The organism is Alcanivorax sp. DSM 26293 (assembly GCF_900107995.1).
GTDB lineage: Bacteria > Pseudomonadota > Gammaproteobacteria > Pseudomonadales > Alcanivoracaceae > Alcanivorax.
The window spans coordinates 190624-215457 of sequence record NZ_FNUM01000008.1 but is presented as its reverse complement, the minus strand read 5'-3'; the positions used below and the strand labels follow the sequence as shown (position 1 = coordinate 215457).

The 24834-nt window shown below is 59.3% G+C and carries 23 protein-coding genes; 10 read left to right on the top strand and 13 right to left on the bottom strand.

Annotated features, from left to right (window positions below; translation table 11 throughout):
• Both C4S63_RS14710 and trmY read right to left on the bottom strand, forming a co-directional pair.
• Positions 1-271, bottom strand: a 271-nt coding sequence (locus C4S63_RS14710) for a transposase (RefSeq protein WP_146063393.1), incomplete at its 3' end; no start/stop codon positions are given.
• Between the two features lie 91 nt (positions 272-362).
• Complete coding sequence (trmY, locus tag C4S63_RS14705; protein WP_103918036.1) at positions 363-965, bottom strand: tRNA (pseudouridine(54)-N(1))-methyltransferase TrmY; 603 nt, start codon at positions 963-965, stop codon at positions 363-365.
• A gap of 249 nt (positions 966-1214) precedes the next feature.
• On the opposite strand from trmY, the gene C4S63_RS14700 reads away from it, so the two are divergent.
• The 4 genes from C4S63_RS14700 (at position 1215) to C4S63_RS14685 (ending at position 2931) form a co-directional block, all read left to right on the top strand.
• A complete protein-coding gene (locus C4S63_RS14700) occupies positions 1215-1757 on the top strand; it encodes a hypothetical protein (protein WP_103918035.1) in 543 nt (180 codons plus the stop codon).
• 7 nt (positions 1758-1764) lie between these two features.
• Positions 1765-2244 (top strand): hypothetical protein, encoded by a 480-nt coding sequence (locus tag C4S63_RS14695; protein WP_200819549.1) that lies wholly within the window; start codon positions 1765-1767, stop codon positions 2242-2244.
• A 74-nt stretch (positions 2245-2318) separates the two neighbouring features.
• A complete protein-coding gene (locus C4S63_RS17665; protein WP_103918034.1) occupies positions 2319-2672 on the top strand; it encodes a DUF805 domain-containing protein in 354 nt (117 codons plus the stop codon).
• 43 nt (positions 2673-2715) lie between these two features.
• A complete protein-coding gene (locus tag C4S63_RS14685) occupies positions 2716-2931 on the top strand; it encodes a TIGR02450 family Trp-rich protein (RefSeq protein WP_103918033.1) in 216 nt (71 codons plus the stop codon).
• A gap of 75 nt (positions 2932-3006) precedes the next feature.
• Here the strand turns inward: C4S63_RS14685 and mscK are convergent, their stop codons facing one another.
• On the bottom strand, positions 3007-6372 hold the full coding sequence (mscK, locus tag C4S63_RS14680; RefSeq protein WP_103918032.1) for a mechanosensitive channel MscK: 3366 nt from the start codon (positions 6370-6372) through the stop codon (positions 3007-3009).
• A 397-nt stretch (positions 6373-6769) separates the two neighbouring features.
• Between mscK and C4S63_RS14675 the strand changes: the two genes are divergently transcribed.
• From C4S63_RS14675 to C4S63_RS14665, 3 genes are all read left to right on the top strand, one after another.
• Positions 6770-7792: a phospholipase gene (locus C4S63_RS14675; RefSeq protein WP_103918031.1), complete on the top strand. Its 1023-nt coding sequence runs from the start codon at positions 6770-6772 to the stop codon at positions 7790-7792.
• 160 nt (positions 7793-7952) lie between these two features.
• Positions 7953-9281 carry a peptidyl-prolyl cis-trans isomerase gene (locus tag C4S63_RS14670; RefSeq protein WP_235000038.1) on the top strand — a complete coding sequence of 443 codons (1329 nt, stop codon included), beginning with the start codon at positions 7953-7955 and terminating at the stop codon, positions 9279-9281.
• On the top strand, positions 9281-9886 hold the full coding sequence (locus C4S63_RS14665; protein WP_103918029.1) for a hypothetical protein: 606 nt from the start codon (positions 9281-9283) through the stop codon (positions 9884-9886). The genes C4S63_RS14670 and C4S63_RS14665 overlap by 1 nt, the downstream gene beginning before the upstream one ends.
• Here C4S63_RS14665 and C4S63_RS14660 read toward each other — a convergent pair.
• From C4S63_RS14660 to C4S63_RS14615, 10 genes are all read right to left on the bottom strand, one after another.
• Positions 9826-10659, bottom strand: a complete 834-nt coding sequence (locus C4S63_RS14660) for a PA2778 family cysteine peptidase (RefSeq protein WP_235000037.1) — start codon at positions 10657-10659, stop codon at positions 9826-9828. The two genes, C4S63_RS14665 and C4S63_RS14660, sit on opposite strands and share 61 nt — an antisense overlap.
• A gap of 177 nt (positions 10660-10836) precedes the next feature.
• Positions 10837-11226: a PA2779 family protein gene (locus C4S63_RS14655; protein ID WP_062817718.1), complete on the bottom strand. Its 390-nt coding sequence runs from the start codon at positions 11224-11226 to the stop codon at positions 10837-10839.
• Positions 11227-11333: 107 nt separating this feature from the next.
• Entirely contained in the window at positions 11334-13493 is a 2160-nt protein-coding gene (gene selD, locus C4S63_RS14650; protein ID WP_235000040.1) for a selenide, water dikinase SelD, read from the bottom strand.
• Positions 13493-14266, bottom strand: a complete 774-nt coding sequence (locus tag C4S63_RS14645; RefSeq protein ID WP_103918025.1) for a PhzF family phenazine biosynthesis protein — start codon at positions 14264-14266, stop codon at positions 13493-13495. Before C4S63_RS14645 ends, selD begins: the two co-directional genes overlap by 1 nt.
• Before the next feature lie 37 nt (positions 14267-14303).
• A complete protein-coding gene (locus C4S63_RS14640) occupies positions 14304-15800 on the bottom strand; it encodes an ABC transporter permease (RefSeq protein ID WP_103918024.1) in 1497 nt (498 codons plus the stop codon).
• Positions 15797-16447 carry an ATP-binding cassette domain-containing protein gene (locus C4S63_RS14635; RefSeq protein WP_235000036.1) on the bottom strand — a complete coding sequence of 217 codons (651 nt, stop codon included), beginning with the start codon at positions 16445-16447 and terminating at the stop codon, positions 15797-15799. The genes C4S63_RS14640 and C4S63_RS14635 overlap by 4 nt, the downstream gene beginning before the upstream one ends.
• 16 nt (positions 16448-16463) lie before the next feature.
• Complete coding sequence (locus C4S63_RS14630; protein ID WP_103918022.1) at positions 16464-17336, bottom strand: putative selenate ABC transporter substrate-binding protein; 873 nt, start codon at positions 17334-17336, stop codon at positions 16464-16466.
• A gap of 364 nt (positions 17337-17700) precedes the next feature.
• Positions 17701-18804: a tRNA 2-selenouridine(34) synthase MnmH gene (gene mnmH / locus C4S63_RS14625; RefSeq protein ID WP_103918021.1), complete on the bottom strand. Its 1104-nt coding sequence runs from the start codon at positions 18802-18804 to the stop codon at positions 17701-17703.
• Between the two features lie 404 nt (positions 18805-19208).
• Positions 19209-20078: a MaoC family dehydratase gene (locus C4S63_RS14620; protein WP_062817887.1), complete on the bottom strand. Its 870-nt coding sequence runs from the start codon at positions 20076-20078 to the stop codon at positions 19209-19211.
• Positions 20079-20311: 233 nt separating this feature from the next.
• Positions 20312-20959, bottom strand: a complete 648-nt coding sequence (locus tag C4S63_RS14615) for a TetR family transcriptional regulator (protein WP_062817886.1) — start codon at positions 20957-20959, stop codon at positions 20312-20314.
• A 299-nt stretch (positions 20960-21258) separates the two neighbouring features.
• Here C4S63_RS14615 and C4S63_RS14610 point away from each other — a divergent pair, with 299 nt between their 5' ends.
• The 3 genes from C4S63_RS14610 (at position 21259) to C4S63_RS14600 (ending at position 24744) form a co-directional block, all read left to right on the top strand.
• On the top strand, positions 21259-22377 hold the full coding sequence (locus C4S63_RS14610) for a ferredoxin reductase (RefSeq protein ID WP_235000035.1): 1119 nt from the start codon (positions 21259-21261) through the stop codon (positions 22375-22377).
• Positions 22378-22441: 64 nt separating this feature from the next.
• Entirely contained in the window at positions 22442-23599 is a 1158-nt protein-coding gene (locus C4S63_RS14605) for an acyl-CoA desaturase (RefSeq protein WP_062817885.1), read from the top strand.
• 125 nt (positions 23600-23724) lie between these two features.
• Positions 23725-24744 carry an AraC family transcriptional regulator gene (locus C4S63_RS14600; protein ID WP_062817884.1) on the top strand — a complete coding sequence of 340 codons (1020 nt, stop codon included), beginning with the start codon at positions 23725-23727 and terminating at the stop codon, positions 24742-24744.
• Positions 24745-24834 lie beyond the last annotated feature (90 nt).

Sequence of the window (24834 nt, the reverse complement as noted above, 5' to 3'; positions counted from 1 at the left end):
CAGTAGCCTTTTTTAGAATGTTCTTCTCCCGTTCCAGGCGCTCACACCGAGCCTCAAGCTCCTGTATTCGGCGCTGTTCCGGGGTAAGAGCCTTGCCTTTGGGGGTAACACCTTGGCGTTCAGCCTCAAGCTGCTTAACCCAGCGCCGCAGCGCGCTCTCGACTACACCAAGCGATGTGCTGGCTTGGGGAACGGTGTAGCCTTGGTCCAGCACCAAGCTGGCGGCTTCCTGCTTGAATTCAGGTGTAAAGGATCGTCGTTTTCTGGTCATATGACACCTCGCTTAAGGTGGTGATTTTACCACCCTACGTTGGTGTCCGGATTCATTAGACCACTACATACATCGTGGGCCTCCGTTCCTCCTACACCCCCGCCAAATCCAGCTCATTATTAATCAACACAACACACTGGGACGCAAACAGCATGGTTGGCCCCAGGCTGATCTTCTCCGCTCCCAGCCGCTTCAAGCTGTTAAAACTCTTCTTCGGCATGGGGATGTGATCGGTAAGCAGGAAGCAGGGCTTTTCCGCAAAGGCCAGCTCCCGAATACTCTCGCCCTTGGGGTCCATCATGTACAGCTGATGCCCGTCCTCGGCCAGGGCCTTCACCAGCTTCTCAAAGCTCAGTGTGCGCACGGTAATGCCGCTTTCCACCGCCTTCATCTGCTCCTTGCCCATGCCGGCAGAAGCATCCAGTGCCCGTGTCACCTTGGCCAGCAGCGCCTGCTCATGAAAGCCACCAATATCGCGCATTTCTGCCGCCACAAAGGTAATGGTGCGGGAGTAATCCTGGGTGCTTTCCAGCACCAGGTGCACCACCACATCCGGCCGGTGCGACTGTGCCACGAAGATCGCATTCATCAGGCTATGGGCGAGGATCTCGCTATGGGCATCGCCACCCACATTATCCATCAGGGTTTGGCTATTGGTGGACGCGGCGCGGGCACGGAGGACGAAAGTACGCATAGGACTCCTGGTTAAGATGACGCAGCCGACGATTGTAACCCCCTCGTTGGCGCTTTGCTCGCAAAGCGAGGGCCTATCACACGCCATAGGTGGCCGGGGAAGGCGATCAGTGATTTGCCGTGCCGCCTGTACCCGAAGCACCAGACGAACTTGCGCCCCGTTTTTCACCCGCACGCAAGTTGAATATGTAGGATATGGCTTACAGATATTGGTAAGTTGCTGAGATAAAGTGAATTTTCAGATTTTGGGATGCAAGAAAAGTCGGCACTCAATTTCCCGTTCAACACGCAAGTGCAAGAAAAGTCAGTTGAGAATGGTTCCTGGATCGCGGTCAAGGCATTGATTGGCAGGCGGGTTCGGGTAGATTCAGGGAAAGAAGGGGCTGGGGATATATTGCAAAGTGATATATCGCATCTGCAATTGAATACGCTGTTATGTGTGGAGAGAATGGTAAACCTTAGGCTCGTATTCTTCGCCTGTGCCATTGTGTGCTCGCTTTATATTTCAGCGTGGCATACTTTCAGGGAATTAGGTTGGCGCTGGCCCAATGATGCCAACATTCCTGGCTTTCTTATGATGCTCATGGCTCAACCTTGGTCGACTCTGGCTTATTCGTTTCAGCCAGAGATGGAGGCTGCCTTAGGTGAACCCATCCGATATTTGGTAACAGCCATTGTTGTGGCATTAGGCTTTGCCTTAAATGTGACGGCTACGCTTTGGCTCGTGGTGTCTATATCCCGAAAGGTGAGGGCACATAACAAGAAGATGCACGGCGACAAGCGCGTGATCTAGGCGTTAAATGAAAAAGGAATCCATGAGTAAGCCGCACCAGAGAGTTGGCTCAGTCTCAAATGCTCACGTGGGCAGAGATTTTGAAAATGGCGCGCTCAAGGTGTTTGCGAGATTTGGACTGGATCTAGAAAGGAACTTTAAGGTTCCTGTCGGCCTAAATGGCACCTCTAAACTGCATGCTTTCGATTTAGGTTCCGAAGAAAAAAAGATCCTCGTCGAGTGTAAATCGCATAAATGGACGGCCCCGAATGATAACGTTCCAAGTGCCAAGCTTACTGTCTGGAATGAAGCGATGTACTATTTTCTCGTCGCTCCACCAGGGTTCCGAAAAATTCTTTTCGTCCTCAGAGACATGAGCGAAAGGCGGCAAGAAACATTGGCTGAATACTACATTCGAACTTATCGTCACTTGATACCAGGGGACGTTGAAATCTGGGAGTTCGATGAGGGTAATGGGGAAGTGATCGAGCGATCATTTAGCCAGTAAATCAAGCCGACCGGTTTGCGCTTGCGCTCCAACCGGCGGCTTATTTTGGCGTTAAACGGAGTAAAGCTGGACGTATGGATATAAAGAGCATCTTAACCAGCCCTAAAGGGCGAGTTGGGCGAATGACCTTTTGGATATGGCAGTTATGCATCGCCGCGCCATTTATAGCTGCGGACCTGGCCGGCCTAGAACTAGAGTCTCGCTTTAGTTATTTCTGGATTGCATATCTTGTCGCTGCCTATCCAGCGATTATGGTCCAAATTAAGCGCTGGCACGATCGAGATAAGTCAGGTTGGTGGTGCTTGATCAACCTTATCCCATTTGGAAATCTCTGGGTTTTAGTTGAGTGCGGTTTTCTTCCTGGGACTTCTGGCCTTAACCGATACGGTGCCGACCCGTTTAACAAGAAAAGACAGGCGGACGCATAAATGCGCCGCTGCTTTGAGCGTTGATGTCAATTGAAGAGTGCCAATGAATAAAATCAACCCCAAAAAGTTGCTTCACAGCAAGTGGACTGCGGTCAAGCCAGTAAAGAAAGAAAAGCATTTTCTGGTGACTGAGGTCGAATTCGATGAAGCGGGTGAGGTTATTCATTGCCTGATAGAGGCGGTGATTTCAAACCGTTCAGAGGCTATTGATTGGAAACAGCTCAGGGAGGCGTCGAGCTGGCGGCAGGGCTGGAAGTAATTATTTCGTTCTCGTAACTGCTGGAGGGGCGCCATAGGGCGGAAATATCCGGTTGGGTATTTCCGCCCTATGGGTTTAGCGAGGGTCGTTACTTTCGTTATGCTCGCCGTCGTTGGCTTTGGGTGCCTGGCCCTTATCGTCTTGCTGTACAGACTTTTCCTTCTTTTCCCCCTCAATACACAGCTTGTCGCCATCACCATTGCGGATATGGATATCCAGCTGGCTGAAGGCGATTTCAATGTCGTGTTCCTTGCACAAGGCATCGATATGGCGGTTGAGTTCGTCGGTGGCGGCCAGGCGGTCGCCGATGTCATTCACGTGGACGCGCAGTTCGTGGTCCAGGGTGCTGGCGCCGAAGCTGAGGAAGAACACCACCGGTTCCGGATCCCGTAGCACCCGTTTGTTTTCCCGGGCGGCCTGCATGAGAACGTCGCGGCATTTCTGCAGGTCGGAGCCATAGGCGAAGCCCACCTTGATGATGATGCGGGTGACGGTGTCGGACAGGGACCAGTTGATCAGTCGCTCGGTGACGAACACCTTGTTGGGCACCAGGATTTCCTTGCGGTCGAAGTCAATCAGGGTGGTGGCGCGGATGCGGATGCGACTGACGGTGCCGTCCAGGTTGTTGATGGTGATCACATCGCCAATACGAATAGGGCGTTCGAACAGCAGGATGATGCCGGAGATAAAGTTGGCAAAGATTTCCTGCAGACCAAAGCCGAGGCCCACGCCCAGGGCTGCCACAAGCCACTGCATCTTGTCCCAGCTCAGGCCCAGGGCGCCGAACGTGATGATGATGCCGCCGCCCACGATTACGTAGGAGAGCAGGGTCGTGGTGGCGTAGCTGGTGCCCTGGCGCAGGTCCATCCGTGACAGCACCAGTACTTCCAGCAGGCCGGGCAGGTTGCTGGCCAGCAGGAAGGTGACCGCACCAATGATCAAGGCGGTCATCACATCGCCCAGACTGATGGGCGAGGTGCTGCCGGCCTGGCCGGCGGCATCGGCGGTTTCCCAGAGCACGATGTTTTCGGTGTAGGAGAAGGCATGGAAGACATCGGCCCATACCCAGTAAACCAGCACTGCGATACCGGCAATCAGTGCTAGGCGGATCAGGCGCAGGGACTGCTGGTTCACCTGTTTCAGGTCCAGCTGCGGTTCTTCGACTTCCACTGCTTCCGAGGCAGCTGAGGAGGTGTCCGAGCCCTTCTGGTCGGCTTCCCGCTGGGTCACCGCACGGCGGTAGGCCAGTCGCTGGGCGGCAACGGCGAGCCCCCGCACGGCGACGGCATCCAGCAGAATCCACAGAACCACCAGGTAGAGGCTGTAGATCATGTGCCCGGCCAGGCGAACCGAGGTGTAGTAATAGCCGATGCCGATCAGCACCGTGAGGATCAGGGGCGCGGCGGCGCAGAGTCCGGTGGACAGGCCCTTCATGGTACGGCTGTAATGCCGGCCCGGGTAACTCTGTGCCACTGAGGGCAAGCTGATCATCACCACGATCAGGCTGGCTACCATGATGACCAGTCCCAGGCGATCGTTGCTGAGCTGGGCGGGCCATTGGTCGCCAAAGGCGATGATGAAAGTCATGGGAATAATGGCCAGGCCGGTCAGGGCCAGGCGGCGGCGCATATGCTGATTATGCTCGTTGTCCCAGCGGAAATGACGCTGGGCGATACCGCCACTTTTCAGCAGCCGGTAGAGCATTTCGAATACCAGCCAGAGCAAGGCAAGCTGGGCAAAGGCGGCGCCCAGTACACTGGTGATGGTGCTGGGCTGGCGCCACAGGCCAGCGGCGATAATCCCCAAAGCGATAGGCGCCGGCGAAGATATCAGCACGGTATAGAGCAGGCTTAACGGCGTATGCAGCTGGCTGTCCCGGCGCAGGAAACCCACATCCTGGTTCATGGTGTCGATACGCTTTTTCAGTCGCGGTCGCAGCAGTATCAGGGTCACCGCGGGGATCAGGGCCAGAATCAGCCAGCCCCACTTCCCGGTCACCAGCTCCCGGCTGCCTTGCCAGAGATCTTTCCAGGGCATGTCCTGCAGTTGCTGGGTAATGTGGCCGGGCAATTTGCCCAGCCACTCCAGGCTGACCGGCTGGGTGCTGGGCATCCAGAAGGTTTGCTCGGAGATGATCTTGTGCAGGCTGCGGGACACCTTGTTCAGCTGCTCCTGATTCAACTGGGTCCGAGTGAGGATGGCCAGTTGGCGGCCCAGTTCCTGGTTGAGCTGGTCGTACAGTTCCCGACGTTCCCGATGGAGGATGGAAAAGGCGCGCTCCATATCCGCGGTAAGTTCGCCCTTGAGTTTTTCCTGTTCCGGCAAGGGGGAGTTATCCAGGGACTGGATCTTCTGCTCCAGTTCGAATTGCTCCAGACGGGCATCCGAAATATTTTTCTGCAGGTCCATGTCCGGCTGACTTTGTGGCAGACGCTTCTGTTGCTGGTACAACACCCGTGACAACAGCAGGCTACCGTCCAGCAGGCGGATCTGGTCGTTGACGGTGCTGGACAGGGCGCGGGCCTTGTCGAGCTGGGTTTTGGTGTCGATGGCGCCACGTAGCAGGCCGTTCACCGCCTGGCTGGTGGTGGCAAGCTGTTCGCGCAGGGCCTGGTTTTCGGCGATGGCAGCCTTGATGCGCTTGTTGTCCAGTACGCTTTCCGGCAGGGACGATTCCGGCGCATTGGCCATGTCCTGCAGCTGATTGATGCGGCGTTGCTGGATCAGGGGCTGTACGGCATCCAGTTGGGCTTCCAGGGTGGCTTGCTCGGTACGCAACAGCTGCTGTTCCAGACGGGCGACATCCTGTTTCTTGTCGACCACGGACAGTTCCTGATTGAAGCGCTCAATGCGGGTTTCCAGGGCACGCAGCTCGATATTGAGCCCCTGCTCCTGTTTTTCACTGAGAGGCTCGCCGTTCTCGTCGGTGCCCTCATTCAGCCGGGAGCGGATGGTATCCATACGCTCCATGGCTTTGCTGATCACATTCTGGGCCTGCTCGGGCAGGGTCTGGGTCCGGGTCAGTTCACTGTTCACTTCCGCCAGCCGACTCTGGTTTTTTTCCAGTGCATCCAGCCGGCTGGTCAGTTTTTCCACCAGGGCCTGCAGAGACAGGTCCTGGTATTGTGCGGACCAGTCCTTGTCCTGTTGCTGGCGAGCCTCGGCCAGTTCGGCGTTCAGTCGGGCCCGCTGTGTGGCAGCCTGGCGAGCGAAGGTTTCCAGATCCTTGATGGTTTGTTGATTGCTGTCCACTTCCCGGCGCAATTCCAGGGTGCGTTCGAGAAGTTTCTTGTCGGTGTTGGTACCGTCAGCACTGTTTTCGGCGCTTTCGGTGATCTGCTTTTCCAGATCGCCGACGCCGGGCAGGGAAAAACCCCCGATCTGAGCCTGGACAAGGGCAGGCAGGAAAATGAGCAGAATAAGGGCCAGACGTCGATCCATAACCTGAAGGCTCCAAGGGCTGTGACGGGCAATCAAAGAGTGTTGACCATGTGTTGCCGAGTGTAATGGGTCCGGGAGGGCAATACATGTGATCCAAGAGGGATTTTCTCGGGCTCAGAACAAGCTTAGCAAGGCGTTGCAGACCACGCAGCCGTTGTCTCACCGCTCCCATGGGGTAGCGAGTGTATCCTGAATCGGGCCCTACGCACCCCAGATTCATGATGACACCCTCCCGTCATCTCTTCACCGCAGGCTGAAGGCCGCGCTGGCAACCCGTGAATCCTCGTGGCAGAAAATGTCCATTTTTTGTCCGGCTACGTCCTAGGGTGTCAGGGCCAGTGTGTTTATTGTTTGATCAATAAACACAACAAACTTCATAAGCATTGGGAGGGGACCCATGAAAAAGCTCGCACTCTGCGGCCTGCTGGCTGCCGTTGTTATCTCTGCGCCTGCCCAGGCGTTTCAGCAGATTACCCACAAGCGCATTGCCATTGATGCGGTGGAATACATGAAAAACCACCCGGGCAATACCGAGTACAACCGCCTCAAGGCCTGGGTCAATGCTGCAGGCTATACCATGGAGCAGTTTGCCGAGGTGATTGGCCAGGGTGCCTACGATGTGGATGACTTCCAGGACACCTATCTGTGTGGCGCGGTCACCGGTGATTGCGTTTACGCCCCGGTATTCAACGCCGGTGCTTCACTGGTGAACTATACCTCCTACTGGCACTTCCAGAATCACACCCGCAGTTCCGACGTGCACGGTAATGATCTGGGCGGCTATAACTATGACCTGCTCACGGTCTGGGGCGATATCGATAACCTGGCCGCGTCCTGGCTGTATGGTGATTACCTGGATGATGGTTCCGGTGGAATGAGTGGCTGGTGGTGGTCGGACGATTCGCAGTACAACACCTACGGGATTACCGAAGCCAACTATCGCCAGGGCAGCTATTCCAGCAAGTCCATGTACGATGACTTCGAGGAAATGCCGTTCCAGCCCATCGATAACCTGGGTCAGTACTGGTACAGCCAGTTCCTCAGCCAGCCCACAGCCCAGACCCTGGGCTTTGTATTGCACACCACCGATCTGCTGCAGCCCCACCATGTGTGGACCACCTCGGCCCTGAACCATAGCGGCTGGGAATCCTGGGTGGCGGATTATTACGACAGCGAAAACCTGAATGACACCATCCTGGTGGATCAGGCCCTGCAGAATTTTACGCCGCTGTCTCCCACGGGTACGGATATCCGCCCACTGCTCACCGAGGGGGGCGCCTTGGCTTATGGCAACGGCGGTATCGTGCTGTCCAGCACCGACCATTCCGATCGCGTGCAGGTGGCGCAGACGGTGATTCCCAATGCCATCGCCATGGTGGTGCATCTGCTGAACCACGCGGCCCATCAGGTAAACCCGTGATGCCGCGAACCGGCTCGTAACCGGGCCGGTGTTTTTCCGTAGGGTGCACTGAGCCTATGCGAACTGCACCATCCAAACGCCAGATCGGTGCAGTTCGCTTAGGCTCAGTGCACCCTACGGCTAATGAACGCGCAATAAGAAAAATTAGAGGAAAACTTCCATGGCAATGCACCGATGGATGTTGGCCATTGTGTTGGCAGTTGTCGCCGTGGGCGGCTATGCAGGCTGGCAGCAGTGGGGACCCTTGCCCGATACCGTGGCTGCCCGGGTGGATGGTGATGTGATTCCCTCCGCCACGCTGGATGTGTTCGTTGCAGCGGCCCGGCGCAGCGAGCCGGAGATCAGCCGGGAACGAGTGCTCAAGGGACTGGTGGAAAACCGTCTTCTGGCGGCGGTGGCCAACGCCCGGGATGACCATCATGCCCATCCCGAGCGGGTGGGTTATGACCCTGTCACCCGACATGAACAACAGCGCTTCAAACTGATTCGTACCGCCTATGCCGATGCCCTGCGCAAAGCGGTTAACGAGGATGGGATGGGCAACAGCCTGGATAGCCTGACCGCGCCGCTGGCTCTCTCCCGTGAGGCGCTGGCGCCCATGCTGACCCTGGAGCAGGCGCTTTACAGCACCATGACTGACGATCAGCAGCAAGCGGCCAGCAACTATGTGCTGGCCCGCTATCGCTTTGCTGACGACCAGCCGGAACAGATCCTGACCCTGTGGGATCTGTACCGCCGGCAGAACATCCAGTTAAAGGTGCAGATGCATAACCTCAACCTGGATTTTATGCGTGAAGCGGTGAAACAGCAGCTGACCATGGCCTACGTGTTTTACTGGTTTGAGCAACAGGCCGGCCTGTCCTCTGCGGCCATCGCCGCAGTGGATCGCAGCATCGATGATGCCCTGCAGCGGGAGAGTCTGATGCATGACATGGGACTGATGCAGGACATCCATGACGACAACCCGCAACTGCGGGAGCTGGCTGCCCAGGTGAGCGATGGGCAGATCGCTGATTACTACGCGGCGAACAGGGAACAATTCATCCGTGTGGAGCGGGTGCGTGCACGCCATCTGCGAGTGAGTAGTCAGCAGCAGGCAGATCGGGTGTATGCGTTGATCCAGGGTGGCTTGTCGTTTGACCAGGCAGTCGCGGATTACTCCGTGACACCGGACCGGGAACAGGGCGGCGATCTGGGCTGGATTGATCGGCAATCCCGGCAGGATCACTGGACCCGGGCACTGGCGTTTGTGCAGCCTGAGGGCGCAGTGTCCCCCCCGTTTCGCAGCCCTGGTGCCGATGGGGCCCCCTACTGGGAACTGTTTCTGGTGGAAGAAAAAGTCACTGGCTACCAGAGCCTGGATAGCGAATCAGTGCGCTACCGTGCGGGTCGGGCGGTGGCTCAGGAACTGTTGCAACAACGCTTCCAGAGCCTGCTGGCGGAAGTCACCGAGCAGGCATCACTGCGAATCAATCCGGCGGTGCTGTGATGAAAGCGCTGCTCATCGCCCTGTTGCTGGGCGCGGTGGCCCTGGTGATGGCCAGGTGGTTACCGAACACAGCACCGGCGCCGCTACCGGAGGTGACCAATGACAGCACGGCGGTGGAGGTCCCGGTGCAGAAAGGGCAGGAAAAAGCGGCCACGGCGTTGCCCATGATTGACACCGTGGCGGAACGGCAGCGGCCATCCCGGGCCTCCCGGCTTGACCACGCCGCTGCCGGGCCGATGCCTTCGCCACAAGCGGTGAAGGCCTTGCGTGAAAGCATGCGCCATGGCGATCCGCGTACACCGCCGCTGGCCCCGCCTACGGATTTGCGTGAGCCGCCCAGTGCGGCCGAGCTGGCCGATCCGGCGCTGTATCAACAGTACGAGCAGCGCCAGAAACAGAACGTGTATGCCTCGTTCGCCAGAGCCGTTGATCAGCGTATCCCGAAACTGGAAGCGATGATTGCCAAAGGCCGCGCCGAAGGCATCAGCGAGGCGCAACTGGCAGAAGGGGAGGCCAAGCTGGCAAAACTGCGCGAGCAGCGTAATCAGTTAGCGGCGCAACAGCCTTCCGCCGACGGGGCGTCCGCAGAAGAAGAACAGGACTGACCGGTTAGCTCAGCCACACTGTCGCGGATGGTCTGATCCCCGGGCGCCAATGCATGGGCGCGGCAGATGCTGTCGTTGGCGCTTTTTTTATTGCCCAGGGCCTGTTCCGCGTAGGCGCGATTGTTCCAGGCGGCGGCAAAGTCCGGCGCTTTCTCGGTGGCGTTGTGAAAGGCATCCAACGCCTTGTGCTGCTGTCCCTGTTTCCACAGGCTGTTGCCGTGTCCGAACCAGAGTTTGCCGCTGTCCGGGAATGCCGCGACGGCGGCGGGCCAGAAGGCATCGCCATCGGGCAGGGCGGAAATGGCCCGGAACAGGGTGTCCGGTTCCGCACTGGCAGGCAGCTGACCGGGCTCAACCAGGGTAAAGCCCCACTGATCCGCGCGGGCCCAGGTCCGGATAAAGCGGTTCCAGTGGGTGGTCTTGCCGGCATCGGTGCCACTGTGCAACACCATGGTGTTGCCCTGGTCCCGATAGCCGGTGACCACGGCGAAATGCCACTGGGGCCAGCGGCGCAGCGCCAGGTTCTGTAGCACCAGTACCGGGCGGCCTGCCTGCAGTTCCGTAAACAGCGCCTGGCTGTTTTCTACCGGGTACGCCATCAGGCCGCGACTGCGCGCGGCGGCACGCAATTCGATCCCCAGGCTGCCTTCCCGCTCCGGGAGCCACACTTCGTCCACCAGACTGTCTGCCGTTACCGGCTTGCCGGCCCATTGCAGCATCATGGCCAGAGCCGCGGGACCGCATTGGTATTTTTCCTGGGGAACGAAGGGCACCACCAGCTCCTGCTCCGTGTCTACCTGGGCACTCTCGGGAGGTGGAAAACTTTGGCATCCACTCAGTAAAAACAGAACCAGCAGACTGAAGAGGCCAGTCAGGCTGGCAGGGTTAGCAAGGGCGGGGCGAGGAGGGCGAGGAGCCACAGGCTCCTCGCCGAAGCGGACAGTCATGGATCAGTTGATGGGATTAATGGCCGGAAACACGTTAGTGGCGCCCAGCAGATCGAGCAGAATCAGAATCAGGATGATGGCGAGGATCACTCCCACCACGCCCTGACCCGCGGGCAACTCTTCCGCTTTCTGGGCCAGCTGCTGCAGTTCCTGATCGGTGAGACGGTCGAGACGCTGGCTGACCTGATCCTTGCTGACACCGTAGTCACCCAGTGCCTTGGCGGCAACCTGATGATCCATCAGCTCCATTACCTGGGCTTTCATGGCCGCGCGGTCCTGTTGTTGAATGACCGTGTCGTTACCGATCATGGCGGCCTGGGCGGCGGGGACGATCAGCACCTGCATGAACAGTAATAGTGCTGCACTCAGAATACCGGTAATACGCTTGGTCATGATCACTCTCCATTCAGCCAGTTTGAGGGGCAAGCTCAGTGCAGGAATACTGGGTCGAGGGCGCCTGCAATGAACTGCCATCACTTATTTACCGTAACAGTCTGACGCTAACGAAGCAGGATAGCTGCCGAAAACGCATCATTTTTTACAAGGACTTTACCAATTTCCATCACCTTGACGCGGGCTTCACGAAAACGCGCCGGAGCGTGCTCCAGGTCGGTTTCGGGAATGCTGAAAAGCAGGCCGCCGGCGGTTTGCGGGTCGCACAGAGCGGTGAGCATTGCGTCTGCAATATGCTGCGCATGGCAATGCATCAGCACTTGCCGGTTGGCGTCGTTGAGGGTGCTTGTCACGCCGTTTTCGATCAGCGACAGGGTGCCGGGCAGCAGAGACACCTTATCGGTATCAATCACCATGGCCACATCGCTTTGCTGACAAATTTCATGGAGATGCCCGAGCAGGCCGAAGCCGGTGATATCGGTGCAGGCATGCACGGGCAGGTCCTGCATGGCTTGTTGGGCGAGGCGGTTGCTGACCAGAAGATGCGTCAGGGTGGCATCCAGCCAGGGGCCGTGCAGTTTGCCTGTCTGCATCATGGCGGCCAGGTGCACCCCGCTACCCAGGGGCTTGGTCAGCAACAGGCGATCTCCGGGCCGAGCGCCGCCCTTGTGCCAGAGTTGTTGCGGGTCCCCCAGACCATTCACCGTAAAGCCCGCAGCCATTTGCGGCCCTTCGATGGTGTGGCCGCCCACCAGGGTGCAGCCGGCGGCGTTCAGTTCTTGCACCGCACCGGCCATCAGGCGTTGCAAATCCCGTCCCTGTAGTTTCGGGTGGTGCCAGGGCAGGGTCACGTTGGCCAGCGCAGAGTGGGGTGTGGCGTTCATGGCATACAGATCGCTCAGGCTGTGTAACGCCGCCACCCGGCCAAACAGGAACGGCTCGTCGATAAAGGCCGGAAAGAAATCCAGACTCTGTACCAGACGTTTGTTATCAGCCCATTGAATGATCGCCGCATCATCGGCGGTATCCACACCGGCCTCGATGTCGTCACGGACATGTGGCTGCAAATCCCGCAAGGCATCCTGCAAGGCGTCGCTGCCGACCTTGGCGCCACAGCCGGCACAGTGCCGTGTATCCGGGTCTGCGGAGGCGGGTGCCATGGCGGGCAGCTGACGGTCGAACTTGTCAATGAAGGCCCGGTCGATCCGGTCTTTCCAGCGCCATACCCAGCCCCCGGATGCAAACAGGGCACCACCACGGCTGGCCACCGCCTGTTTGCCGCCGGCGGAGAGCAGCGAAAGAAAGTGTTTTTGCGGCCGGTAATGTTGCAAGGGTTGCCCGGCGATGGCCGCGCTCAGGTTATGGGCCAATACCTTGGCCTGGCGGACCGCATAGACGCCGGCCTTGGGCAGGCTGTCGGGAAAAGCCGCGCAATCCCCGGCGGCAAATACGCGCGAATCGCTCCGGCTTTGCAGCGTGGCGTCTACGCGCACAAAGCCCTGATCGTCACACTCCAGATCGCTGTTGGCGATAACCGGGGTGCCACGTACGCCGGTGCACCAGAGCACCCGGGAGGCGTCCAGCGGGGCATCGTTGGCGTAGAGGCGGTCATGGTGTTTTTCTACCCGGGTGTGTTCGCGCACCCGGATGCCGTAGTCATCCAGATAGCTGCGCATGCGTCGCCGCACCGGCTCCGGGTAGCCGGGTAGCAGGATGCCGCCGCTGATCAGTGAGAGGGGCGCGCTGAGGCCTTCTCGGCGTTGATGCTCGGCAATGGCCAGGACCATTTCGGTTCCCCCGGCCCCGGCGCCCACCACCGCCAGTGGACTGTCCTTGTCGCGCCACTGTTGCCATCGCTGATGGAAGCTGGCCACCGGTTTCACCGGCACGATATCCGGGTGGCCACCGCCTACCGGCTGCAGGTCCGGAGTGGCGCCCACATCCAGGCTCAGCCAGTCGTATTCCAGGGTGCTGCCATCCTCCAGCGTGAGGCGACGTTCGGCGCTGCAGATCCTTGTCACCGCGGCGCGGATAAAGCGGGTGCCGGTGGCGATACACAGCCGGTACAGGTCCAAATGGGTATCCGTGAGGCGGTAGTGGCCGGCGATCAGACCGGGCAACATGCCAGAGTAGGCACTGAGGGCGTCCGGCGAGACCAGGGTGATTCGCACACCGGGGAGCGGTTTCATGGCCAGCATGCGCAGGGCCAGGGCATGGCTGTGGCCGCCGCCAATCAATACCAGGTCGTGGTTAGCCGAGGGAGTCATCACAGCAGAATGTCGCCTTTTAGAAAGCAGCGTGCCTGGCCACTAAGGGTAACCCGATCTCCTTTCAGGGAGCAGAACAACTCACCACCGCGGGCGGAAAGCTGGCGGGCATGCAGGGTGGATTTGTCCAGTCGCTCGGCCCAGTAAGGCACCAGAGTGCAGTGGGCGGAACCGGTGACGGGATCTTCCGGCACGCCCTTGGCCGGCGCAAAAAAACGGCTGACAAAATCGCAGTCATCGCCGGGGGCGGTGATCATGATCGCAAAGGTATCCAGCTTGCCGATGGCGGTGAAATCCGGCTGAAAGTGGCGAACCTGATCGGCGCTGTCCAGCACCACCAGGGTGTCACGGGCTTGCAGCACGTCCTTGAGCGGCATGCCCAGTGCCTGCTCGAAGGGGGCACGATGGCTGACCGGGAGCCCGGGCCGGGCAGGAAAATCCAGACTCAGGGTCTGACCGCTACGATGCACATAAAGCGCCCCGGATGCGGTATTGAAACGAATCCGTTCACCGGGAAACCCCAGCGCATTGAATACCACCCAGGCGGCGGCCAGGGTGGCATGGCCGCACAGGTCCACTTCCACACGGGGCGTAAACCAGCGCAGTGAATAGCCGGTCTCGTCGGGGACCAGAAAGGCGGTCTCCGACAGGTTGTTCTCCATGGCGATGTTCTGCAGCAGGGCATCGTCCGGCCAGCGTTCCAGCGGCACCACCGCCGCCGGGTTGCCGGCAAACAGGGACGAGGTGAAGGCATCAACTTGGTAGAGTTTCATAAGCTGCCTTGAAAATAACGGGTGCGTTTGGTCGGTTTCAAAGACCCAACCCAGGCTTCAATCGTAGCCGCTTTCGCAACCCCCGCGACAATGCATCGACCGCCAGATTGAGCATGACCGTGGCCAGGATCAACAGCAGGGTCCGGTCGAAGCGGAATTCCGCCACGCTGGAATCAATATAGAAACCCAGGGTATGGATGCCAAGAATGCCCAGCACCGCCGTTTCCCGCATGATCACTTCCCAGCGGTAGAGCAGGAAGGCCAGCAGGTTGGGGGTGACCCGGGGCAGTACCTCCCAGGCGTAGCGGTTGATGCCGGTGGGGGCGTCCGCACGGAGCGTCAGGCTCTCGCTGAAGCGGCCAGTGAGGTGGGCGACGATGGCGCCGGTGTGCAGGGCCAGGGCCAGGATGCCGGGCAGCATGGACGGGCCAAGCAGAATCAGGAAAAAGAACGCGAGAAAGAATTCCGGGGTGGTGCGCATGACCACCAGCAGACCATGGCCGGCGGTGCGACTGGCCCGGTTGCCGAATAACGGCGAAATCAGCGGGAACAACAGCAGCGAAAGCAGACCCGTGAGCAACAGGGCGCCGAGACCCAGCACCAGAGTCTGCCACAGCCCCGGCCACAGCTGTTGTTGCCAGAGCATGGCAAACCAGTGCCACAGTTCCGTGAGTCCACCCCCCTGGCGCAGCGGCACTGGCACCAGGTCCACCGTGACGAAGCGCACCAGGGTGTCGAGCCGGCCGGTGAACAGCGGTGGTGCCCAGGCGATGGCGGCGAGCAGGTAAACCGGGATCAGGGCCGGGCGCAGCCACCAGCGCAGGGTAAAGATGATGGCAAAGAACAGGTACAACAGGGCGGCGCCCTGGTCGTAGTTGCCCTCACGGAAGGCGGTTTCCAGGTGGAAGCCCAGGGTGGGCAAACCGATAAAACCGAGAATGGCGGATGCGCGGATGGCGCACTCCAGCCGGTAGCCGCCGTAAGCCTTGCAGGCCTGCCAGACCAGCGGCAGGCGGGCATAGAAGAATACGCTCAGGCGCTGTCCGCTGAGGGGCAGGGCATTGGCAGGGCTTGGGTCTGCTTCTTCCAGAAATTCGCCGAAGACCTTGGCGAAGATGCCCGCGTAGGGAATGGCGATGGCCAGCACCCCGGTGACCGTACTCAGACCGGCTACCTGCAACAGCAGTAATCCCCAGAACAGTTCGTGGACCGCGCGGATGCTGGCCGCCAGGCCCCGCACCCAACGGTGGTGCCAGGCCATGGCCATAAGAAAGCCGAACAGGGCCGCCAGGGCAGTACCTTGCCAGGCGAAGGCCAGAGTGTTGGCCAGTGCGCGCCAGAGGTTATCGGTGGAAAAAAAATCCGGCGCCAGAAAGCCCTGGCCCATGCGCAGCAGTTCACTGCCCGGGGAGGAGCGGGTGATCTCCAGATCGGCAATCGTCAGGGCGATCAACCCGGCCACTGCGAGCCACAAGCTGGCGCGGCGCCAGCGGGCGGCGGTGGTGTTGACGGGCTGCCGGGAGCTGGGGCTCATTGGTAGAGCGTGTCCAGATCACTCAGGCTCAGCGTGCTGGCCGGGGCGTCGAGCAGAATCTTGCCTTCGCCCAGACCGATGATGCGGTCGCAGCATTGCAGAGCCAGCTCGCGGTCATGCAGGGCGACCACGGCGGTCGGGTGCCGGGCCAGGGCCCGCTGCAGCAGATCCAGCCCCTGATGTTCGTCCAGGCTGGAGACCGGTTCGTCGGCCAGCAACACCGGGCGCTGCGTATAGAGTGCCCGCCCCAGCGCTACCCGTTGCGCCTGCCCGCCGGATAGCTGGTCCACGCTGGTAAAGAGCTTGTCCTGCAGTCCCAGTTCCCGGGCCAGTTCGCCCACGCTGGCCTTTTCCCCGGCACTGGGCCAGATCAGGTTACGTAGGTTGGTCAACGTCCGGTTGCGGGGCAGGGCGCCCATGTAGAGGTTGTGGAAGACGCTCAGCATGGGCACCAGGTCGCCGGTCTGGGGGCACCAGGCACAGCGGACTTCCTGCTGTTGACGCAGGGCGGCCAGCAGGGTGGATTTGCCGGCACCGGAAGGGCCCAGCAGTGCCACCTTCTCGCCGTCGGCAATGGTCAGCGACAGGGACGTAAACACGACCTGGCCGGGATGGCCAAGCCGTGCGTTTTCAAGACGAAAGGTCAACGGGATGCCCTGCGACTTACTCGGCGTCCAGCAGGCCGATGGCTTTGGCGGTTTCCTCGATGGGCGCAAAGTCGTCATTGCTGGCGGGGATGAACTTTTCCCGGGGGAAGGCATTGAGCAGAACCGGATCATCAATGGCCAGCAGGGCGTCGGTGACACGCTGGGTGAAGCCGTCACCGAAGCTGTCGTTCAGGTCGCCACGCACGGTCCAGTGATAGTCCGGATAGCCGGGAGTTTCCCAGATAACCTGGACCTTGTCGGTGTCGATCTTCCCTTCTTCCCGCTCACGTTCCCAGACCTTGTAGTTCACTGCGCCGGTGGCATAGGCGCCGCTTTGTACCAGGGCAATGGTGGCGCTGTGATCCCCGGAGAAACCGACTTTCTCGAACAGCTGTTCCGGAGACTGGTTGAAGGTCTCACGCAGGTAGAACTCCGGCATCAGTCGTCCGGACGTGCTGCCCTTGGACCCGAAAGTGAAAGAGGGCTGCTCGACAAACGCCTCGGTGAGCGTCTCGGACGGGCTCAGGCCAGTGCTGGCGTTGGCGATGAAATAGGACTTGAAGTCCGGATCTTCCAGGCCCTGGGCGATGGCCTGGGAGCCGGGTACCAGGCGGCGGGCCTGCACACCGGACAGACCGCCAAACCAGGCCATTTGTACTTCGTTGTTGCGAAAGGCGGTGACCGCCGCCGCATAGGATTTCACCGGGATATATTTCACCGGGACACCCAGTTGCTCTTCCAGATAAAGGGCAACCCCGCCGAAGCGTTTTTCCAGTTGCGATTCATCCTGGTCGGGGATGGCGGTGAAAGTGAAGGTCTCTGTTTGCGGTTCGTTACAGGCAGAAAGCAGCAGTGCTGCACACAGGGCAGCAAGAAACTTGAGGCGCATTGTTGACTCCGTTCAATAGGGAGGCTTACCGGACAATGTGGAAATCCTGTCGCGGGTCCGGCCAGACACGACAAGGTGATTATAGAGCGCCGGGGGCTGGATACCAGTCAGCAACCCTGCCGAAAGAGAAATACCCGTTGGAGCCTTGCTCGCAAGGCGAAGGGCGTTATTCCGGCGCCATGCCAGCGGGTAACCTTCGCTTTGCGAGCAAAGCTCCAACGGAATTTCGTAGCCAAACCGGGGAGATAATTCCCCTCTGCCTTTCGTTGGAGCCTTGCTTGCAAGGCGAAGGGGGTTGTCCCGGCGCCATGGCAGCGGGTAGCTCTTCGCTTTGCGAGCAAAGCTCCAACAGTTGCTTGGGGTTTCAGGCTTCTGGCGTCTGGCGTTCTTCCAGAAATGCCTTCACTTCATCGCGGCTACCCTCAAAGACGATGTCTCCTTCCCGGTGGGAGAGCATGTAGTCATACATGGGGTCGTAGTAGTCACGCAGAAGAATACGGATCCAGTCCTGGTGCAAATCGGTATCGCCGCTGATGGCTTGCACGGCCAGGGCTTCGCTCAGCAGCTGGCGTAACTGCTGGTGACGCAGTCCGCCCAGGCGGCGGCGAATGCGATCCATGGCGGCAAGCAGTTCCTCACCGAGAAAGTGCAGGCCTTGCTGCTCGCCGAAATGTTGACGGTATTCTTCCAGAGGGCCCACCACATAGTCTTCCAGAGTCACCTGCACCCGGGATTCCAGCGTCTCATTGATGATGATGCGCGGGCAGGTCCGGATCTTGTCCTGCAGGGAGAAGGGCAGATGGCAGCGGCCGATCAGCTTGCTTTCGTCTTCAAGCAAAACCCGGGCCGGGGTCTGCGCCCGTTGCCTGATCATGGCGATGGCCAGGGCATTATCGAAATCGATCTGGGTGGGCTGCCCCCCGGGGCGTCGCCCGAAGGCGGAGCCACGATGATGAGCCAGGCCTTCCAGATCCACGGCGTTGGCCTGGCTTTCGATGACCCGGGTCTTGGCGCAGCCGGTACGGCCACAGAGAATGTCAAAGGGCAGCGCGGTGATGCAGGCCTCCAGCTCGTCCAGCAGGAAGCGGCGCATGGCCTTGTAGCCGCCGGTGACCAGTGGTGCATCGATCCCTGCTTCACGCAGCCAGGCCTGGGTGGTCTGGCTGCGCAGCCCGCCACGAAAGCAATACAGGTAACCGTTCGGGTTGGCCTGCCACCAGTGTTGCCAGGCCTGCATACGCCGTTCCCGCTCCTCGCCGCTGACCAGCTGGTTACCCAGATCAATGGCCGCCTGCTGGCCATGCTGCTTGTAGCAGATGCCAATCCGGTGGCGTTCGTCGTCGTTGATCAGGGCGATATTGGTGGTGCCAGGGAAGGCGCCCTTGGCGAATTCCACAGGAGCACGCACATCCAGCAGGGGCGTGTCGTTGAGAAACAGGGACAGGTAATCACGGGTATCGTCGCGCATGGGGGGCGAGTTTAGAACAGCTACAAGCTACAAGCCACGCTTGTAGGAAAGGGAAAGGCTGGAAAATTCCCCGGACCTCGTCATTTCTACGAAGCCGCTGTAGGAGCTATGCTTGCATGGCGAACCGCGCTTGCGCGGAAATCGGCCGCAGGGCGATCAGGGATACCAGCGCTCCACAGGTTCCAGAAAGAATGGCGGACGGACTTTGATCTTTGTCGCCTCGCCTCGCTACGCTCGGTTCGCACCTCAAGCGGTGCTCCTACATCAACAACCTTAGGCAAGGTTCAAATCGCCCCGCGAGCGACGCGCCTAGCGTTCTTGGCCCCCCACAAAAAAACGCGGGCAGGGCGCTATGTGATTAGCACGGCCCTGCCCGCGTTGCAGCTTGACGCTTGTAGCTGTTTTTACTCCGCCGGACGGATCTGGCCGGCCAGGTGCGGCTTGATGCCGTCCTTGGCCAGCAGGCGGAAGTCGCTGCCGCCATCGACGGGCTTGTTCTCGAACTTCACGGTGGCGGGGATGAACATGGGCAGTTTGAACTGCACATCCACGGTGAAGGCTTCTTCCGGCAGCTGGTTCTGCAGCTCGGCCAGGCAGCGGGCCTTGGACCACATGCCGTGGGCAATCTGGCGCTTGAAGCCGAACAGTTTGGCGGACAGCGGGTACAGGTGAATCGGGTTACGGTCACCGGATACTGCGCCGTAGCGACGGCCGGTGTCGCCGGGGACTTTCCATTCCACGGTGTCGGTGGCCGGCTGGGGCTTGGGCGCATCTTTCTTCTTGCTGCTGCCACCGCCGCCACTGCGGAAGAAATTCACCGATTCGCTTTCCCAGACTCGTTCACCGCCGGTACTGATGCTGGTAAAGATGGAGAACTCGTAGCCCTTGTCCACCTTGGTCAGATTGCCCAGGTAGCATTTCACGTTCAGCTGCTCACGCTCGCTGATAGGGCGATACTGGGTGATGCTGTTGCGCACGTGCACCAGGCCCATGGCCGGGAACGGGAAGCCGTCGCTGAGAATCAGGGCCATATGCAGCGGGAAGGCGTGCATGTGCGGGTAGGTCACCGGCAGCTTGCCGTCGGCGGCAAAGCCACACACCTTGCGGTAGGCGGCCAGGTGCTTCTCGTCCAGGGCCACATCGTTCAGGCGCAGGCCGATTTCCGGCAGGGTGGGGTTACTGCCCGGCTTTACGGTGGCGCGCATGACCGCTTTGGCGAAGTTGATCACCATGGGGGGCGCGTTGCGCAGTTCGCGGAATTTTACCTCACTCATTACTCGATCCTTTCCCGTTGGTCGTGTGGTGGTCTCAGACCCATGATCTTTATGTCCCTGCGCGGCGACCGGCAGAGGCGTAAAGATCATGGAACGACGATGTTGCTGGGAGTATAGAGCAGGGTCGGCGATGCGCTATTGGCCGCGCAGACAAGCTGTATAGGGACTAAAGCACACGTGAATAAAACTGTGACAGAGGTTTGTCTGCAAGAAGGAAGGTGGCAGGGACCGGTTCACTGGTCCGGTTTGGATTTCCACATGCCGACCCCGAAATAGATCAGCCGCAGCTGTTTTTCGGCGGTGCCGAGAACCTGGTTCTGGCCGAATTCGTCGTCTTCTTCCAGTTCCAGCATTTCCTGGGTGAGGGCGGTGACGTTGTTGACTACCAGCCCGGCCATCATTTGCAGGTCTTCTGCGTTCACGTGGTTGAGGAAGGGAAAGCGGGCCATATCCATGGCCAGCTCGTTGGTGAACATACGGATTTCCCGGCGGATGGCGTTGCGCATGGTGGGCGTGCCCCCGGCCAGTTCCTTGGACACGAACAGGAAGTGCGCCCGGTTGTTGCGGACATAGTTGAAGTACACCTCCAGGGAGCCGCGCAGCATCCGTTCATTGGGGAGCTCTTCCTGGCGGACCTGGCGCATCATATGACGCAGGGTACGGAAGGATTCGTCCAGCAGCGTCAGCCCCAGGGCGCTCATGTCCGGAAAATGCCGGTAGAAGGCAGTGGGGACCACTCCGGCTTTCTTGGTGACTTCACGCAGACTCAATGCGGAAAACGGGGCTTTCTTGACGACCAGATCCAGCGCCGCTGCCATCAGAGCTTCACGGGTTTGCCCCCGTTTCGGCTTGCGGGTTCTGCTGGTGCTTTCCTTGCTCATTCCGGTCGCCTCTGCATGGGGGTTCAGGTCGTTGGGCAGGCCCGATCGGCAGTTTCATTCCCGTTTCCGGCTGCTCGGGCAGGACAATGCCGGGGTACTGGCGGGCATCACGCACCCACAGACCCTGAAAATACGCTGTAAATTCTCCCCGTTGTGAGCCCGTGATGCAACTGGTGCGCAGAAAACATGTGTAACTGCATGATAGTGAAGGTTTTTACAAAATTGTGTGTACAGGTGTTGACGAAAACGGCGAGCCTGTGAATAATGCGTACAACTGTTCACTTACAGGGATGAACCCAATGAACGCAATGACACAGACCTCCAGCCGTTTTCAGCAAGGCCTGACCCGCCTGCTGCAGTCCCGCGTGGCGGATATTCTTTCCTATCCCCATGGCGTTGACCGTTATCTGGAAGTGTTCAATCCGCTGTGGTCCGTCAATGAGGTGCGCGCCAAGGTGGAAGCCGTGCGCTACCTGACCAATGACAGCGTGACCCTGACCCTGCGCCCCAATCACAACTGGGAAGGCTTTATCCCGGGCCAGTTCGTGCAGCTTTCCGTCACCATCAACGGCAAGCGCCAGACCCGCTGTTATTCGCCGGCCAACTCCCTGCACCGCGCCGATGGCTGCATCGAGCTCACCGCCAAAGTGCACGCCAACGGCTTTGTTTCCCGTCATCTGCGTGAACAACTGAGTGTGGGTGATGTGGTGTTGCTGTCCCAGGCGGACGGCGAATTCGCCCTGCCGGAACAACGCCCGGAGCAGGTGCTGCTGATCAGTGGTGGCAGCGGTATCACCCCGGTGATGTCCATGCTGCGCACCCTTTGTGATGAGGGCTTCAGCGGCCCGATCACTTTCCTGCATTACGCCAACAGCGCCGCCGACATGATCTATGCCAGCGAGCTGGACGAGATCGCACGGACCCACGACAACGTGACCCTGGTGCGTTGCTTCAATGATGAGGGTGAACAGGGCGAACTGTCCGGCCTTTTTTCCCGTGAACATCTGTACATTGCTGCGCCGGAATTTGCACAGGCAACCACTTTTCTGTGTGGTCCGCCGCCGATGATGGCTGCGGTGGAAAAAGTCTGGGAAGAGGACGGCCTGGCAGAGCGCCTGCACAAGGAGCAGTTCACCCTGGCGGCGCCGCAGATCGAAAGCGACAGCGCGGAAGGCGAAGTGCGTTTCGTACAGAGCGAGAAAATGGCCATTAACAATGGTGCCACCCTGCTTGAGCAAGCGGAATCTGCCGGGCTGACCCCGGAATCCGGTTGCCGCATGGGCATCTGCCACGCCTGTACCTGCCGCAAGACCGCCGGTGACGTGCGCGATATTCGCACCGGTGAGATCAGCAGTGGCGAAGAAGACATTCAAATTTGCGTCAGCGTGCCGGTGGGCACGGTGACCCTGGACATCTAAACGGATTTACCCAAACCGAAGCGTCACAGGACGAATCTTCAAACCGGGTTTAAGGAGAAAGCATATGAGTATTTTCAGCAATTTGACCGCCGAACAATTCGAGACCATTGGCCAGGAACTGGATGCCATCCGTAATCGGGAAATGGCGGACCTGGGCGAAAAAGATGCCAACTACATCCGTACTCTGATCAAGCGTCAGCGTCGTCTGGAAGTGGCCGGCCGCGGTCTGCTGATGGCAGGTTTCCTGCCGCCGGCATGGCTGGCCGGTGTGGCCTGTCTGTCTGCCTCCAAGATCCTCGACAACATGGAGATCGGCCATAACGTGATGCACGGCCAGTATGACTGGATGGGCGATCCGGCCATTAACTCCAAGGTCTTTGACTGGGATAACACCTGCACCAACACGGCCTGGAAGCAGACTCACAATTTCGAGCACCACACGTTCACCAACGTGCTCGACAAGGACCATGACATTGGCTATGGCATTCTGCGCATGTCCGATGATCAGGACTGGGAGCCGCGCTTCCTGTTCAACCCGATCCTGGCAGGCATCCTGGCCACCTTCTTCCAGCACTTTGTGGCGATCCAGAGCCTCAAGCTGGAGGACTACCTGGTCTACAAGACCAAGACCAAGGAAGAGCTGAAAGCGGAGTTCAAGCCGACCTGGAAAAAGATGCGCAAGCAGCTGTTCAAGGACTACCTGCTGTTCCCGGCACTGGCTGGCCCGTTTGCGCCCTTCGTGTTTGCCGGTAATGTGACCGCCAACCTGGCGCGCAACCTGTGGTCTTCCCAGGTGATCTTCAATGGTCACTTCCCGGAAGAGGTGGAGCAGTTCCCGGAGTCCGTGATTGAGAACGAGACCCGTGGTCAGTGGTATGTCCGTCAGCTGCTGGGCTCGGCCAACTTTGAAGGCGGCCGTCTGATGCACGTGATGAGCGGCAACCTGAGCTTCCAGATCGAGCACCACCTGTTCCCGGACATGCCGGCCCATCGCTACGCGAAAATTGCGCCGGAAGTGCGTGCCATCTGTGAAAAGCACGGCCTGCCTTATAACACCGGCTCGTTTGTGAAGCAGTCTCTGAGTGTGTGGAAACGGATCTTCAAGCTGTCTTTGCCCAGCAAGACCCAGGGCGGCAGCGACAAGGGTCCACTCAATGGCCTGCGAGCCAAAGTGGTATCCCTGACCCGTGAACCGCAGTCAGAAACCCGCAAGGCTGCCTGATCACTCCCGGGCAGCTCGATCTCCTGGTTGGGGCCGGTCCTGCGCTGGTTCCGGCCCTGCCATCCTTATGCTACTCTCAGTCAATCTGAGAGTAGCTTTTTTTATTTGGGGACAAGGCAGAACGCATGGCAGAAATGACAGATTCCGGTGTGCTGTTACGAATGGCCTACAAGGCCATGATTAACGCCGGTATTGATGCCGATGCCGTGTTGGCAGAAGTCGGTCTCGACAAATCCATTCTTCAGGTTCCTGACCTGCGTACGCCCCACGATGCCCAGGAATGGTTCTGGCAGGCACTGGAGAAAGTCTCCGGTGATGAACACGTCGGCCTGCACCTGGGTGAGCATATTCCTGTTTACAAGGGCCAGGTTCTGGAATACCTGTTCCTGTCCAGCCCCACTTTTGGCGAAGGCCTGAAACGTGCCCTGGATTACCAGCGCCTGCTGTCAGACGCTGCCCAGGGGGAATTGTTCGAGGAAGGGGATCGGGTCTTTCTCAAACAGATGATCTGGAGTAAACGTCTCAGCCATCTCAATGAATGCATGATGATGGGCGTGATCAAGTTCTTTCGTTTCGTCACTGACGGTGCCTTCGAGCCGCTTGAAGTCCACTTCGGTCATAGCCGTCATGCGGACCAGCAGGAATACGAGCGGCTCTTCGATTGTCCGGTGAAGTTCGATATGCCGAGTATCGGCATGTACTTCGATGCCCGGGTCATGAATCTGCCGTCGGCCCACCACGAGCCGGAACTGTTGCACCTGCACGAGCAGCTGGCCAGCGAACAGGTGGCCCGTCTGGAAAAGCAGGATCTGGTCGCCCAGGTCAATCGCCTGATCGGCGAACTGCTGGAATCCGGCCATGCCAATCTGGAAGAAGTGGCCGAGCGACTGGGCATCAAGGCTCGCCAGTTGCGTACCCGGCTGGCCGATGCCGGTACCAACTTCAACCAGCTGGTTGCCGATTATCGCTGCCGTCTGGCCAAACGCCTGCTCGCCGGCACCGAGGAATCCATCGACGAAATCGTCTATCTCACCGGTTTTTCGGAACCGTCCACCTTCTATCGGGCGTTCAAGCGCTGGGTCGGTATGACACCCATTGAGTACCGAAAGTTGAAGGCGGAAGAAGATGCCGCGGAGAGAAGTTAGGCGTCGATCGTGGGCAACAGAAAAGCAAAAGAAAGGCGCCGAGGGCGCCTTTTTACGGTTTGTCCGTGAAAGATTTCATGGCTTCATCTC